17 protein-coding genes are annotated in these 14,377 nt (G+C 41.7%); 16 read left to right on the plus strand and 1 reads right to left on the minus strand.

What is annotated here, in order from left to right:
* Positions 1 to 172 precede the first annotated feature (172 nt).
* A complete protein-coding gene (locus tag ACH97_RS18035) occupies positions 173 to 424 on the plus strand; it encodes a hypothetical protein (protein WP_020451531.1) in 252 nt (83 codons plus the stop codon).
* Positions 425 to 995: 571 nt separating this feature from the next.
* On the opposite strand, the gene ACH97_RS18040 is transcribed toward ACH97_RS18035, so the two are convergent.
* On the minus strand, positions 996 to 1,940 hold the full coding sequence (locus tag ACH97_RS18040; RefSeq protein WP_020451533.1) for an urea transporter: 945 nt from the start codon (positions 1,938 to 1,940) through the stop codon (positions 996 to 998).
* A gap of 240 nt (positions 1,941 to 2,180) precedes the next feature.
* Here ACH97_RS18040 and ACH97_RS18045 point away from each other — a divergent pair, with 240 nt between their 5' ends.
* From ACH97_RS18045 to ACH97_RS18115, 15 genes are all read left to right on the plus strand, one after another.
* A complete protein-coding gene (locus ACH97_RS18045) occupies positions 2,181 to 2,483 on the plus strand; it encodes an urease subunit gamma (RefSeq protein WP_020451534.1) in 303 nt (100 codons plus the stop codon).
* 21 nt (positions 2,484 to 2,504) lie between these two features.
* A complete protein-coding gene (gene ureB / locus ACH97_RS18050; protein ID WP_020451535.1) occupies positions 2,505 to 2,831 on the plus strand; it encodes an urease subunit beta in 327 nt (108 codons plus the stop codon).
* Positions 2,828 to 4,540 (plus strand): urease subunit alpha, encoded by a 1,713-nt coding sequence (gene ureC / locus ACH97_RS18055; protein ID WP_020451536.1) that lies wholly within the window; start codon positions 2,828 to 2,830, stop codon positions 4,538 to 4,540. Before ureB ends, ureC begins: the two co-directional genes overlap by 4 nt.
* Positions 4,541 to 4,550: 10 nt before the next feature.
* A complete protein-coding gene (gene ureE / locus ACH97_RS18060) occupies positions 4,551 to 5,006 on the plus strand; it encodes an urease accessory protein UreE (RefSeq protein WP_020451537.1) in 456 nt (151 codons plus the stop codon).
* Positions 4,999 to 5,682: an urease accessory protein UreF gene (locus ACH97_RS18065; protein WP_020451538.1), complete on the plus strand. Its 684-nt coding sequence runs from the start codon at positions 4,999 to 5,001 to the stop codon at positions 5,680 to 5,682. Before ureE ends, ACH97_RS18065 begins: the two co-directional genes overlap by 8 nt.
* Before the next feature lie 20 nt (positions 5,683 to 5,702).
* Positions 5,703 to 6,314, plus strand: a complete 612-nt coding sequence (gene ureG, locus ACH97_RS18070) for an urease accessory protein UreG (protein ID WP_020451539.1) — start codon at positions 5,703 to 5,705, stop codon at positions 6,312 to 6,314.
* 1 nt (position 6,315) lies between these two features.
* Positions 6,316 to 7,140 (plus strand): urease accessory protein UreD, encoded by an 825-nt coding sequence (locus tag ACH97_RS18075; RefSeq protein WP_020451540.1) that lies wholly within the window; start codon positions 6,316 to 6,318, stop codon positions 7,138 to 7,140.
* 65 nt (positions 7,141 to 7,205) lie between these two features.
* Positions 7,206 to 7,898, plus strand: a complete 693-nt coding sequence (locus ACH97_RS18080) for a HoxN/HupN/NixA family nickel/cobalt transporter (protein WP_020451541.1) — start codon at positions 7,206 to 7,208, stop codon at positions 7,896 to 7,898.
* 35 nt (positions 7,899 to 7,933) lie between these two features.
* Positions 7,934 to 8,539: a PadR family transcriptional regulator gene (locus tag ACH97_RS18085; protein ID WP_080646589.1), complete on the plus strand. Its 606-nt coding sequence runs from the start codon at positions 7,934 to 7,936 to the stop codon at positions 8,537 to 8,539.
* Positions 8,540 to 8,602: 63 nt separating this feature from the next.
* Positions 8,603 to 8,914 (plus strand): hypothetical protein, encoded by a 312-nt coding sequence (locus ACH97_RS18090; protein ID WP_020451543.1) that lies wholly within the window; start codon positions 8,603 to 8,605, stop codon positions 8,912 to 8,914.
* A gap of 37 nt (positions 8,915 to 8,951) precedes the next feature.
* Complete coding sequence (locus ACH97_RS18095) at positions 8,952 to 9,329, plus strand: hypothetical protein (protein ID WP_125897614.1); 378 nt, start codon at positions 8,952 to 8,954, stop codon at positions 9,327 to 9,329.
* Positions 9,330 to 9,418: 89 nt separating this feature from the next.
* Positions 9,419 to 10,117 carry a hypothetical protein gene (locus tag ACH97_RS18100; RefSeq protein WP_020451545.1) on the plus strand — a complete coding sequence of 233 codons (699 nt, stop codon included), beginning with the start codon at positions 9,419 to 9,421 and terminating at the stop codon, positions 10,115 to 10,117.
* Positions 10,118 to 10,687: 570 nt separating this feature from the next.
* Positions 10,688 to 11,653 carry a stage V sporulation protein K gene (gene spoVK / locus ACH97_RS18105; protein WP_003182136.1) on the plus strand — a complete coding sequence of 322 codons (966 nt, stop codon included), beginning with the start codon at positions 10,688 to 10,690 and terminating at the stop codon, positions 11,651 to 11,653.
* Between the two features lie 122 nt (positions 11,654 to 11,775).
* The gene (gene hflX / locus ACH97_RS18110) at positions 11,776 to 13,020 is read left to right on the plus strand and encodes a GTPase HflX (RefSeq protein WP_020451548.1); all 1,245 of its coding nucleotides are present in this window, start codon (positions 11,776 to 11,778) and stop codon (positions 13,018 to 13,020) included.
* An 18-nt stretch (positions 13,021 to 13,038) separates the two neighbouring features.
* Complete coding sequence (locus tag ACH97_RS18115) at positions 13,039 to 14,304, plus strand: methionine gamma-lyase family protein (protein WP_020451549.1); 1,266 nt, start codon at positions 13,039 to 13,041, stop codon at positions 14,302 to 14,304.
* The last annotated feature ends 73 nt before the right edge of the window (positions 14,305 to 14,377 follow it).

Here is a 14,377-nt window from a genome sequence, read left to right on the forward strand (position 1 = left end):
AGAAAAGGAAACATCTCTATATTCATTAATTGTAAAAATGTGTATTATTTTTGAATTATTTTTCAATTCTACACCATTTGACAATTTTTTCATCCTTTTGGTGTTAAGCTCAAGGTGTCTATTAAATGGACAAGCATTTAATAGGTAAACAAAACGAAAAGGGGATGTGTTTATGTTTAAAAACAAACTCAAAAAAGTAGCGGGAGCGGTTGCAGTTGCTGGGGCTCTGTTGGTATCCGGATTACCTGCAAGTGCTGCGCCGGATTTAACTCCGATTCGAGACAAGTATCCAGACGCCTATCAATTCCAATGGAATGGCAACAATACTGTAACTGTTTTCTTTAGAGACAGCCAAGGTAAATCTTATCATGAAACATATACATGTGTTACGGTTATACAAGGAACTTGCTACGTGTATAAGTAAATCGTAAGACAAAATTCTGTCTCAATCGTTTGTATTCTTATTCTTTCTGAGACAGAATTTTTTTCATTAACCAAATCAGTTACTTTCACCTCTCTGTGTCCAAATCCTCTTTATTTATGCCCCTCTCGTTGATCAATGAAAACAAAGCTGGAACAGTTTTCATCGGCACCATCAGAATATGCTTGCGCCAATATGAGTTTTTCACAGTTTACAGGGGAGAGCTGAACAGCGGCCGCAGCACACCTTCAGACTGACTGGCCTAAGGGTCTTATCTAGCGAATAATGTCGGAGACGCTCTCATAGCATCATTATTGAAAAATAAGTCTGTTTCATGTGGTAATCGATTGATTCCAGATATTTCTGAAGTGAGAGTGTCAATGAAATGGAACATTCCTATCAAAGTCCCGGCATTCCTGTAAGTTTTTAGCTCACCATCGTTTTTCACAAGTTATCATTCATTAATGTCTAAACGCGAGTAGATTCGTATAGTAAGACATCATGGGTTTCTTCCATGACTTTTATTTCTTGCGTAACCACTAAGCGGCTGATTTACATCATCAATAGGCAATGCTTATAAGTTTTGCAGAACCTTTCTTGCACCTAAAAACAGCCATGAACAAAGAACAAACGGCATTGTTAGGGCAGGGAGTCCATATGGCAAAAGATAAGTGCTGAGTCCCGCTGTTATAGGCACTGTCAGACAAGCTGAAATGATCCCTGACAAAAATGAAAACCGGTTATGTTCACTTTTAAAAATGGCAGATACGGCCAGGATTGTTAAAATTGCATTATACCCGTAAAGACCCAATGTTATGAGAGAACGCTCTCCTCCTAAAAGGAATGCAATGATGATGGCAACTGCATTTCCGATAACTGCATAAAGTCCCAGTTTTCTTCCTGCCCAAAATACGGCTAGAAAAATTAAAATCCCGGATACTGTGTTATTCAGAAAAAATACTTGTCCAATTCCATGAAAGACCCCGTCTACTAAATTGACTCCCCCTGCTGTCTTTAGTTCCCAGTGTGTTAAATCCTGAGGTATCAGGGCAGAGCTTAATTTAACCCCATTTAATTTGTATGAAGCCAGCAATATAAACCATGTCAGGATAACAAAGGGGAATGTAAGAATTGGAACTTCGGTTCTTTTCGTAAAATGCATCATGGCGGCTGTAAAAATGGCTGCTAAGGCTGATCCAATTAAAGCGACAAGCCACATGTAAGGGCCAGTTAAGAATGATGCCAATGCCATTCCTGTTAACACAGAATTATATCCTAATAGACCCTCATTTATAATCTTTTCATCTGCCGCTCCCAATTTCCCTACTAAAGTACCGATAATAGCGGACAACAAAGCGATTATACCTAAATAATAGGAAAAAATAGTAATGGCTATAAGGATTAGAAAGCCGGTCATAACATTCTCAATCAGGATGACTTGAGAGATGCCTTTGAGAGAAGCTGTTATTAAACGGGAAAACACCGCCTCGCTTAATAAATGATGTTTGTTTTTTCGCATAATGAATATTCTCCTTTCTTTTCAAGGTTATATATCTTCAGTGTATCATATATAAATTTTTGAATATATAAATTGACATATATGTAAAAAATGATATACATTTAAAACAGAAGCAGGGGAATCAAATATATTTTCAGTTTTTTAGTTTTTGCGCTTTCAGCTCAGAATGTTAATGAACTGGCTCCCCCTTATATGAATGCTCACCGTTTGGTCGTAATAAAAATACAGGGAGGTTTTGTGATGCAACTATTACCGCGTGAAGTAGACAAGCTTATGATTGTTGTGGCAGCAGATCTTGCGAAGCGACGTAAAGAACGGGGATTAAAATTGAATCACCCGGAAGCAGTAGCCCTGATAACGTATGAAGTGTTGGAAGGAGCACGGGATGGAAAAACAGTTGCGGAGTTGATGGAATATGGAACAACCATTTTGTCGCGGGAAGATGTAATGGAAGGCATTCCGGAAATGATTGATGATATCCAGGTAGAAGCTACATTTCCAGACGGCACAAAGCTTGTAACTGTACATAGTCCAATTAAATAAAATGGATAGGAGGCTATTGAAATGGAACCGGGGCAACTATTTTTAAAAGAAACGGATATCATTTGTAATGTCGGAAGAGCGGCGTCCAAATTGAATGTAACGAATACAGGTGACCGCCCAGTTCAAGTAGGTTCACATTTTCATTTTTATGAAGCGAATGAAGCGCTTCAATTCAAACGAGAAGAAGCATTTGGAAAGCGACTAAACATTCCGGCAGGAGCAGCTGTGCGTTTTGAGCCCGGGGATGAAAAAGAAGTGGAATTAGTGCCTTACGCCGGCGAACGCCGGGTATACGGATTTAATAATAAAGTGGACGGATCATTAGAAAAAGAGGGGAACCAATCATGAGCTTCAAGATGCCAAGAAAGCAATACGCTGAAATGTACGGCCCGACTACAGGGGACTCTATTCGTCTGGCAGATACAGATTTGCTCATCGAAATTGAGAAAGACTACACGACATATGGAGATGAAGTGGTATTCGGCGGCGGTAAAGTTATTCGTGATGGAATGGGACAACACCCTTTAGTTACACGTGGAGAGGGAATAGCAGATGTTGTCATTACGAATGCTGTTGTCTTAGATTACACTGGTATTTATAAAGCGGACATTGGAATTCGTGATGGCAAAATCGCTGGAATCGGGAAAGCAGGTAATCCGCTAATCATGGACAATGTGGATATTGTGATTGGCTCTGGTACAGAAGTTATTGCTGCTGAAGGTATGATTGTAACTGCGGGCGGAATTGACACCCACGTCCATTTTATTAATCCGGAGCAAATCAGAACAGCATTAGCTTCAGGTCTTACCACCCTAATTGGAGGAGGAACAGGCCCTGCTGCAGGATCAAAGGCTACCACGGTTACACCGGGCGAGTGGCATATGCACCGAATGCTTGAAGCGGCAGAGGGCATGCCGATTAATGTTGGGTTTACAGGAAAAGGACAAGCCGCTTCAGAAGCTCCACTGGTAGAGCAAATACGCGCCGGCGCCATTGGACTGAAAGTTCATGAGGATTGGGGCGCTACAGCTTCAGCTATCGATCATGCGCTAAGTGTGGCTGACAAATATGATGTTCAGGTTGCCCTTCACGCGGATACATTAAACGAAGGCGGATTTATGGAAAATACAATGGCAGCTATTAAAAATCGCGTCATTCATATGTACCATACAGAGGGTGCAGGGGGAGGACATGCTCCTGACTTAATTAAATCGGCCAGCTTTAACAATGTTCTGCCGTCATCTACGAACCCGACATTACCTTATACAGTCAATACGGTAGACGAGCACTTAGATATGTTAATGGTCTGTCACCACTTGAATCCATCTATTCCGGAAGATTTGGCGTTTGCTGACTCACGTATCAGACGCGAAACGATTGCAGCTGAGGACATTCTCCAGGATATGGGTGTATTCAGTATGACTAGTTCGGATGCCCAAGCGATGGGACGGATTGGAGAAGTCATTTTACGTACATGGCAAGTAGCCGATAAGATGAAAAAACAAAGAGGAACAATGGCGGGCGACAGCGAGCTTTCGGACAACAACCGCGTAAAACGTTATATTGCCAAATATACAATTAATCCTGCCATTACTCATGGTATTTCCGAATATGTCGGTTCTATCGAGAGAGGGAAGATGGCCGATCTCGTTGTCTGGAATCCAGCATTTTTCGGTGTGAAGCCTGAAATGGTGATGAAAAGCGGCTTTGTTGCAGAGAGCTTAATGGGAGATGCTAACGCCTCTATCCCGACACCGCAGCCTGTTATTTACCGCCAAATGTATGGACAGTTTGGCAAGGCGCTGTCCAGCACTTCCATTACGTTTATTTCCCAGGCAGCTTTCGATGACAAAGTGCATGAGAAGCTTGGGTTGCAAAAAATCATTCTTCCGGTTCGCGGTATTCGCAAACTAACGAAAAAAGATATGAAGCTGAATGGCGAAACTCCTGAAATAACGGTCGATCCACAAACATATGAAGTAAAAGTAAATGGCCAATTAATTACATGTGACCCTGTTGATAAGGTGCCAATGGGTCAACGATATTTCCTATTCTGAGGTGAGAGTCATGATCATTGAACAAATCGTAACAAATCTTGAAAACATGGAAAAAGAGGAAATTGAAAAACGCCATATTGAAAAAGTTTACCTTGAAAGTGCTTATTTAGTAAAACGAATCCAACGGGTGAAAACAGATCATGGCAACGAAATTGGAATACGCTTAAAAGAAGCGCGTGACCTTGTCGCTGGTGATGTTTTGTATATGGACGATAAAAATATGATCGTCATCGATGTACTGTCCGATGATTTATTAGTTATCAAACCGCGCACCTTGAATGAAATGGGAACGATCGCTCATCAATTAGGAAATCGCCACCTGCCGGCGCAGTTTGAAGAGGACGAAATGCTTGTTCAATATGATTATCTTGTAGAAGAGTTACTTCAAGACCTGCAAATTCCATATAAACGTGAAGACCGAAAAGTAAAACAGGCTTTCCGCCATATCGGTCATAGCCATGATTAATATTTTATCTTTACTCCAACTATGTGATTCAAATTTCCCTATAGGGGCTTTTAGTCATTCGTATGGTCTTGAGACCTATATTCAAGAAGATAAAGTCCATGATCAAGCAACGTTCGTACAATGGCTTCATACGTATGTAAACGAGCAGCTCATCTATTCAGATGGGTTGGCTTCCCGTCTTGTATATGAAGCTTTAGAGAACGAAGATTTACAAACAGTATGGAAATTAGATCGCATGTTGACTGTTCAAAGTTTGCCGCGTGAAACAAGAGAAGGAACCCAAAGGATGGGCGAGCGGATGTTAAATCTTATTGAATCCCTATATGATATACCCATTCTTTCAACATATCGGGAGCGTATAAATCAAAAGCAATCGTTTGGACATCCCTCCATTGTATTTACGATTGTAGGTCATCATCTTGGTGTCCCTTCATCAACGACTACACTGTACTATTTGTATTCAGCAGTCTCAAATCTTGTTCAAAATGCGGTACGGGCTGTCCCTCTGGGGCAAGTGGCAGGTCAAAAGACAATTCAAGAATTTCAGACTGTTTTAATCGAAGCAACAGAAAAAATTCAAAGTTTAAATGAAGAAGAATTTGGGATTGTTTCTCCCGGTTTAGAATTATCTCAAATGATGCACGAGCGTGTAAATATTCGTATTTTCATGTCTTAATAAAAAAGGAAGTGTTAGGTATGAAACCAATTAGGATCGGTGTAGGAGGACCTGTAGGAGCAGGGAAAACGATGTTAGTCGAAAAATTAACCCGGCATTTGCAAGATGAAATGAGTATGGCAGTTGTGACAAACGACATTTATACAAAAGAAGATGCCAAGTTTTTAATGAACAACGGGGTGCTTCCCGCAGATCGGATTATAGGTGTGGAAACAGGCGGCTGCCCTCATACGGCAATACGCGAAGACGCGTCAATGAACTTTGCAGCCATTGATGAGCTGGTGAAGAAGAATCCAGACGTTGAACTTATTTTCGTTGAAAGCGGCGGAGATAATCTGGCAGCTACATTCAGCCCTGAACTTGTTGACTTTTCAATCTATATTATTGATGTGGCCCAAGGGGAGAAAATACCGCGAAAAGGCGGTCAAGGAATGATTAAATCTGATTTGTTTATCATCAATAAAACAGATTTAGCGCCTTTCGTTGGAGCAAATCTGGACGTTATGGCATCTGATACGAAGGTTTTCCGCGGAGACAAGCCGTTCGCTTTTACAAATTTAAAAACGAATGAAGGTCTTGATCAAGTCATTGACTGGATTAAGGAAAATGCACTATTAAAAGGACTGGAGTAAGATGGGGGACTGGACAGGCGTTTTGCGTTTGAGCGCTGAAGAAAAAAATGGAAAGACCATTGCGAAAAATGTGTATTTTCAGGGGGCGTATAAAGTCATGCGTCCTATTTATCATGATGAATCAGGACAAGCCTGTTATTATATTTTAAACCCCGGCGGCGGTTATTTAGACGGTGATCGCTATCAAATGAAGATTTCACTGGAGAAACAAGCAAGATTAACATTAACAACCCAAGCGGCAACTAAAATATATAAGACACCGCATACACATGCATATCAGGAAACGGAATTTAACCTTAAGGAAGGCAGTTATCTTGAGTACATTCCCGATCCGCTTATCGGCTATCAAAATGCACGGTATAAACAAAAAAATATAGTATATATTGAAAAAGAATGTACGTTCCTTTATTCAGATATTGTGACTCCTGGATGGTCTCCTAGTGGAGAAAAGTTTACCTATGAGATGCTTCAATTCATTAATGAAATCTATATGGAAAATGAGCTGGCAGTCTATGACCATATCAAACTATGCCCGACCAAACAAAATATAGATGGTCTGGGTTTAATGGAAGGCTATTCTCACTTAGGTTCCATGATTGTGATCAATGAACAAGTAGATCATGACCTTCTTGATCGTTTATATCAGGCCGTGGATACTCAGACAAAAGAATATAAAATAGGCATATCTTTATTGCCTGTCCCTGGGTTTTCCGTACGGGTATTAGCAAATCAAACACAGATCATCGAAAGTCTGTTTTCCGAATTTCATCATCTCCTCAACCAAGTATGGTTTAACAAAACCCCGAGTTTTTTAAGAAAATATTAACGGTTAAAAAACCAGCAACTGTTCAATTGTTGGTTTTTTTCAGATTCAAGAAGGGGCTGTATTTTGTGGAAGGTACATTATTCTCGGTTTTAATGCTGGCATTAATTTTAGGAATCAAGCATGCGATTGAACCTGACCATGTGATTGCGGTATCGACAATTGCAAGTCAAAGTAAAAAGTTATGGCAAGCTTCTTTAGCGGGCATATTTTGGGGCATTGGCCATACTGTAACATTGTTTATAGTTGGAATCATTGTCATTGTAATGAAGGGGCAAATATCAGAAAAATGGTCGATGTCCTTAGAATTTTTAGTAGGAGTCATGCTTGTTTATTTAGGGGTTAAAACGATTCTTTCTTTCAAGAATAGCCCTGTACATACGCATCAACACAAACATCTCCACACCCATCAAAGCAGCGGCGACCATAAGCGCCGCCATAAAAACGTAACGTACTTAAGATCAACATTCATCGGTTTAGTTCATGGTCTTGCAGGAAGTGGAGCCATGGTCTTATTAACGATAAGTACTGTCAAGAGTGTAGAGGAAGCGGCAATATATATTCTTATATTCGGGGCAGGAACAGTTATTGGTATGCTTTTCTTTACAACAATCATTGGAATTCCCTTTGTGCTGAGTAAGAAGCGAGGGGCAATCAGCGGAACACTAGGGATGACGACGGGTGTAATAAGTGCTGTTTTTGGTGTATACTATATGTATAACTTGGGTATTAATGAGGGTTTATTTAACCTTTGGATTTAAAAATAGTATAAAGTAACCGCCATTTAAAGATTGAGGTGAATGATATAAATACTTTAGGGTATGCCATTCTGAGCGTTCTCGGCAGAAGACCTTGTTCAGGATATGAGTTAGTTCAGTACCTGGAGGTAGTGTGGCCGGCAAAACATAGTCAAATATATCCTTTGCTAAATAAAATGGAACAAGAAGAATTTCTTGAATACGAGCATGTAGAGCAAATAGGGAAACCTGATAAAAAAATATACTCCATTACTGACAAGGGAAAAGAAGCGTTAGAAGATTGGATCGCTGTATCTCCTTCAGATCCAATAAATAGGGACGAATTTCTTATTAAAGTATATTCGATTTGGTTGTTGAAAGAGGAAGATTCTGCAAAACTGATTCAGGATCGAATCAAAAATTTAGAAAAAACAATTGATACCCAATTGAACAAAATGGCGGAGCTAGAAAAAAACAAGGAATCGGATAGCATGTCAAAAAACTTTGGCCGTTATATCTTGATTGATCGCAAATTCAGACTGGCCAAAGAGGAAAAAACATGGTGTCAGAAGGTTTTAAATCTAATAAAAGATAAGAAATTTAATTTTCCCTTTCTGTGTTATGTCAGTGTAGAAGGGATAAATGGAGCGTCACTGCTTATCTAGACAGAAAACGAATATCACGTACATAAAATAAGGCGCCTCAATATAACACAGTGAGAACGCCGCATGTTTACGCCCGCGTTCAAAAAAACGAATGGTGCAGAAAAACGAAACGTGCCATTTTTGATAAACAAACGAGGGAACTGCCGGACTGCCCCACAAGATGAGACAAATAAAAAAACACCTTCGAGTTTGAAATCGGATCAATCTTATCCGAAATATGACTTGGAGGTGTTTTTAAATGAGAATCGGGTTACATGGTTTGGTGATGGAAACGTGACTGAAGGAGAACTGAAGATGATTTGGGAAAAGACATTTGCTGTTCAGGGAATGACGGAAGCTATATTGAGTACCCTAATGATCACCATGACGCAATAAAGAAAATAAGAAAGAAGAGGGCAGAATGCAATCACGAGTGAAAAACAGACAACACCAATATATAAATAATCCAATAATCAACTTCGTAGATAAATTAATAGAACTCATGAAAAAAGCGTTTTATGGAATTGCTGGCGTTCTTCTAGCTCTAGCAGTTATAGCAGTCCTTTTCTTACCTGGATCTGGGGGATACAAAGCTGGAGATGAAATCGAGATTCTCAGGAATATTCATGGTGCTAAGTCTATCGAGACGTTAGAGAAGAACTACGGCAGTATATCTGAATTAACAAGTGATGGAGTAAATACAATTGATATACCAAGGTATAAAAGAATAAAAATTATTAAAACCATGGATGATCGTGATTTGGCATTAATAGAAGTTTTAAGCGGGTCTTATAAGGGCACTCACTGGTAGGTAAAAAATCATCCATTGAAAGAAAGCGTGCCGATCATAGATATTAGAATAAAATTACGAATTTATCCTGAGCAAAGAGAGGTGTAAAAATGGTAAATGTCTTAACTAATATCTTAAAAAATGACAGATTGGATGTATATCCGTTATTTAAAAAGTTTTGTTCCCTCAAAGAAAAAGGGTTGCGTAAGGAATCCTTTAAAGCATTATCTTCCTTTATTGATGAAGCAAAGATGTGGGATGATAATGCACAACAGAATTTTGCTTGTTGGCTGTTTGCTTTATTTGAAACATCAGATGATATTCACCATGTACTCGTTCATCCATTGGAAAAGGAACTTTTAAAGCCTTTACTTGAGAGATGGATGAAGAGTAATCCCGAAGATCCAAGACCATATAGGTGGTATGGGGTGTTTTTAAATACTGAAAACCGTGTTGATTACTTACACAACGCACTTAGACTTGGTGGCAGCAATGAACAATTATCCTTATTAACGCTAATCGATATTAATTTGAACGCCCTTTGGTATTCATTCCATCATATATCCGAAGATTTATATCTTGGCGATATTAAAGAAGATACAGCACTTCTTGCTAAGTCCCGGGAGTTAAACAACAAGGTAGAGTGTCAACAAACAAGAAAAAACAATAACGAAGCACTTAACTATTATCAAGATCTATTGAATGACTGGGTGATGTTTACAAAAGAACAATCAAAGGGATTTGTTGAATGGTGTGAACATAAGGGGAGAAACTATTATTGGGTCAAAGCTTATTATTACGAAAAATAACATTATATTAAAATTGAAAAGACTACAGCGAAAGGTGAAAGAGTACAGCCGATGAAATAGAATGCAAAAAGGGAATGGCAACAATACTGTAATCGTTTTCTTTAGAGGCAGCCAAGGCAAATCTTATCACAGATTTTACGGTTAGCGAAGGACTTGCTACGTGTATAAGTAAATAAATCGCCATACTAATTTGCTGTCTCGATCAGTTCTGATTCTTCTTGAGACAGAATTCTATTTAACCAAATTAGTAAACACTTCAATTTCATTTTTTATCCCGGCGCGGCGGATTGGTACATTTCCCAAAGGTCCTCATCATTCATCATTTTCTTCCGATCTAACATGTCAACCCGTTAAGCATTCACCAAAAAGGCAAACAGAAATAAAAAATTGGTTTGTCCGCACAGCTTACCTGAATACAATAAGAAATAAAGTATTTCTCGGGAAAGCGCAGGTTTCAACAAGACCTGCCCCGTCCTTCTCAAAAAACATCGGAATGCGCAGTCATGTGGGCGTCTGTCACGGCTTAAGCGCGCCATGAATAGGATATAAAGAGAGAATGGTGAGGTGAGTGTGTTGGAAAGGGCTGTTACTTATAAAAACAACGGACAAATCAATATCATACTGAACGGTCAAAAGCAGGTTTTGGCCAATTCAGAGGCTGAAGCCGAATATCAGGCCGCACTGCAAAAAAATGAAGCCAAACACAGCATTCTGAAGGAAATTGAAAGGGAAATGAACACCCTGGTCGGGATGGAGGAAATGAAGCGCAATATTAAGGAAATCTACGCCTGGATTTTCGTCAATAAAAAGCGTGAAGAACAAGGCCTTAAAGCTGGAAAACAGGCGCTACACATGATGTTCAAAGGAAACCCGGGAACCGGAAAAACGACCGTCGCCAGGCTGATCGGCAGGCTTTTTTACGAGATGAATGTTCTCTCAAAAGGCCATCTGATCGAGGCGGAGCGCGCCGATCTTGTCGGTGAGTACATCGGTCATACGGCGCAAAAAACGAGGGATTTAATCAAAAAAGCGATGGGCGGAATCCTGTTCATCGATGAAGCCTATTCCCTTGCCAGAGGTGGAGAGAAAGACTTCGGCAAGGAGGCAATCGATACATTAGTCAAACATATGGAAGATAAGCGGAACGAATTTATTTTAATCCTCGCTGGATATTCGCGGGAAATGGATCATTTTCTTTCATTAAATCCAGGCCTTCAGTCAAGGTTTCCGATCAGCATCGATTTTCCCGATTACTCAGTCAGCCAGCTGATGGACATTGCGAAACGGATGATGGCGGAAAGGGAATATCAGTTCAGCCCTGAGGCCGAATGGAAGTTGAAAGATCATCTGATGGCCGTCAAAAGCACGGTCAGCCCCGCGAAGTTCAGCAACGGCCGCTTCGTCCGCAACCTGATCGAAAAATCCATCCGGTCGCAGGCGATGAGACTGCTGATGGGAGACTGCTATTTAAAGAATGATCTGATAACCATCAAAAGCCAGGATCTCGACTTGAAGGAAGACGCGCCGCACGTATAATGGCGCGTTCTTTTTTTATTTTCGAGGATTTCTGGCAACCGCTCCCTTCGTTTGTTATGATAGTACTGCTTAATTGACTAACGTTAAGAAAGGAACATGATCATTTGAACGGACAGGACGTCATGAAAGAGAAAGCCATATTAGTCGGATGCCAGCTTCCGCACGTATCTGATGAGCGTTTTTCATACTCGATGGAAGAGCTCGCCGCGCTGACGAAAACGGCCGATGGAACGGTTGTTTCCACGGTCACGCAGAAGCGGAACCGTGTGGATGCTGCTACATATATCGGAAAAGGAAAAGTAGATGAATTGTCGGTGCTCTGTGAAGAGCTGTCGCCCGATGTTTTAATTTTTAATGATGAATTGTCGCCGAGTCAGCTGAAAGCGCTTGTCACAACGCTTGACGTGAAAATTATCGATAGGACGCAGTTGATCCTCGATATTTTCGCCAAACGCGCGCGGACAAGGGAAGGAAAGCTGCAAATTGAGCTGGCGCAGCTGCAATACGCCCTCCCGCGGTTAAGCGGCCAGGGAATCAACCTGTCAAGGCAAGGCGGCGGAATCGGAACAAGAGGCCCAGGGGAGACAAAGCTGGAAACCGACCGGCGTCATATCCGAAACCGGATTCATGAAATCAATGTTCAGCTGTCTACCGTCATTCGCCACAGAAGCAGATACAGAGAAAGAAGAAAGAAAAACGGCGTACTGCAAATCGCGCTCGTCGGCTACACCAATGCAGGGAAATCGACCTGGTTTAACAGGCTTACAGACGCCGACAGCTATGAAGAAAACCTGCTGTTTGCCACACTTGACCCGATGACCCGCAAAATGACGCTGCCGAGCGGATACAGCGTGCTGCTCTCAGATACGGTCGGGTTTATTCAGGATCTGCCGACGACTTTGATCGCGGCTTTCAGATCGACGCTCGAAGAAGTAAAAGAAGCCGATCTGATTCTTCATATGATCGATTCTTCACACGAAGACTACGAGGGCCACGAAGCGACGGTCAAGCGCCTTCTTGAAGAACTTGAAGCCGACGATATTCCCGTTTTAACCGTCTATAACAAAAGAGACCGGAAGCGGCCGGATTTCATCCCTTCTTCAGGGAGAGGGCATATCATGACGAGCGCCAAAATAGACGGAGACTTGCGGCTGTTTAAGCAGGCGGTTGAAGACTATCTGAAAAAGGAACTGCTCGTTCCGTATGACGTAAGGATTCCCGCTTCAGAAGGAAGGCTGTTGTCGAGAATCAAGTCTGAGACAATGGCGAACAGCACTGTTTTTGACGAAGATCGCGAAGTATATGAAGTAGAAGGATATATTCTCCCTGACCAAAACATTTTGGGAGAGCTGAAGAAGTATATGTAGGAAAGGACACTGCAGAACATGTTTGAGACATTAAAACACGGAGATCTACTAAAGAAAACGGCGGTAGAGGCTGAAACCGATATCGCTCAAATCCATAAAACAATTGATGAAATCAGTGAACGAAATGAGTGGAGGGTGCTTGAAAGCTACAGAAAGCACAAAGTATCGGATACGCATTTCACACCATCGACTGGCTACGGCTACGATGACATCGGCCGCGATACGCTGGAAAAAGTCTATGCCGACGTCTTCGGCGGTGAAGCGGCCCTTGTCAGACCGCAGATCATCTCGGGAACCCATGCGATATCAATTGCTTTATTCGGCGTTCTCCGCCCGGGAGATGAACTTCTTTACATCACAGGCAAACCGTACGATACCCTCGAAGAGATCGTCGGCGTCAGAGGTGAGGAAAACTCGGGGTCTTTGAAAGATTTCCAGGTCGGATACAGCCATGTCGAGCTGACTGAAAAAGGAGCCGTTGATTTTGACCGCGTGGCAGCTTCCGTCACACCGCAGACAAAAGTTGTCGGAATCCAGCGCTCAAAAGGATACGCAGACCGTCCGTCTTTTACAATTGATGAGATTGAGAAGATGATTCGCTTTGTTAAAGAAATAAACGAGAACATCATCGTTTTCGTCGACAACTGTTACGGCGAATTTGTAGAAGAGCGTGAGCCGTGCCATGTTGGAGCGGATCTGATGGCAGGCTCGCTGATTAAAAACCCGGGAGGCGGCCTCGCCAAAACGGGCGGCTATATCGCCGGCAAGGAAAAATGGGTGAAAGCCTGCTCCTACAGAATGACATCACCTGGAATCGGCAGTGAAGCCGGTGCGTCGTTGTACACCCTTCAGGAGATGTACCAGGGCTTTTTCCTTGCGCCGCATGTCGTCTCCCAGGCATTAAAAGGAGCCGTATTCACAGCCCGCTTTCTTGAGAAGCTCGGCTTTAGGACGAATCCTTCGTGGGACAGCAAGCGGACCGATTTGATCCAGTCTGTCGAATTTTCCACCCCGGAGCAGATGATCGCGTTTTGTCAGGCCATTCAGTACGCTTCTCCTGTCAACGCCCATGTGACACCATATCCGAGCTATATGCCGGGCTATGAAGACGATGTCATTATGGCGGCCGGCACTTTTGTCCAGGGAGCAAGCATTGAACTATCAGCGGATGGCCCTATAAGACCGCCTTATGTGGCATATGTCCAAGGCGGATTAACCTATTCCCATGTGAAGAATGCGATATGTAGTGCTGTGGATGCGCTCATGAAGCAGGGATTAATGTAAAGAAAATAAAGAATATTTTCACGTAAAGAATCCTTACATCATGTTGACACATTATATAACATCAAATATAATA

Origin of the sequence: Bacillus paralicheniformis, from assembly GCF_001042485.2 — a bacterium.
GTDB classification, from domain to species: domain Bacteria; phylum Bacillota; class Bacilli; order Bacillales; family Bacillaceae; genus Bacillus; species Bacillus paralicheniformis.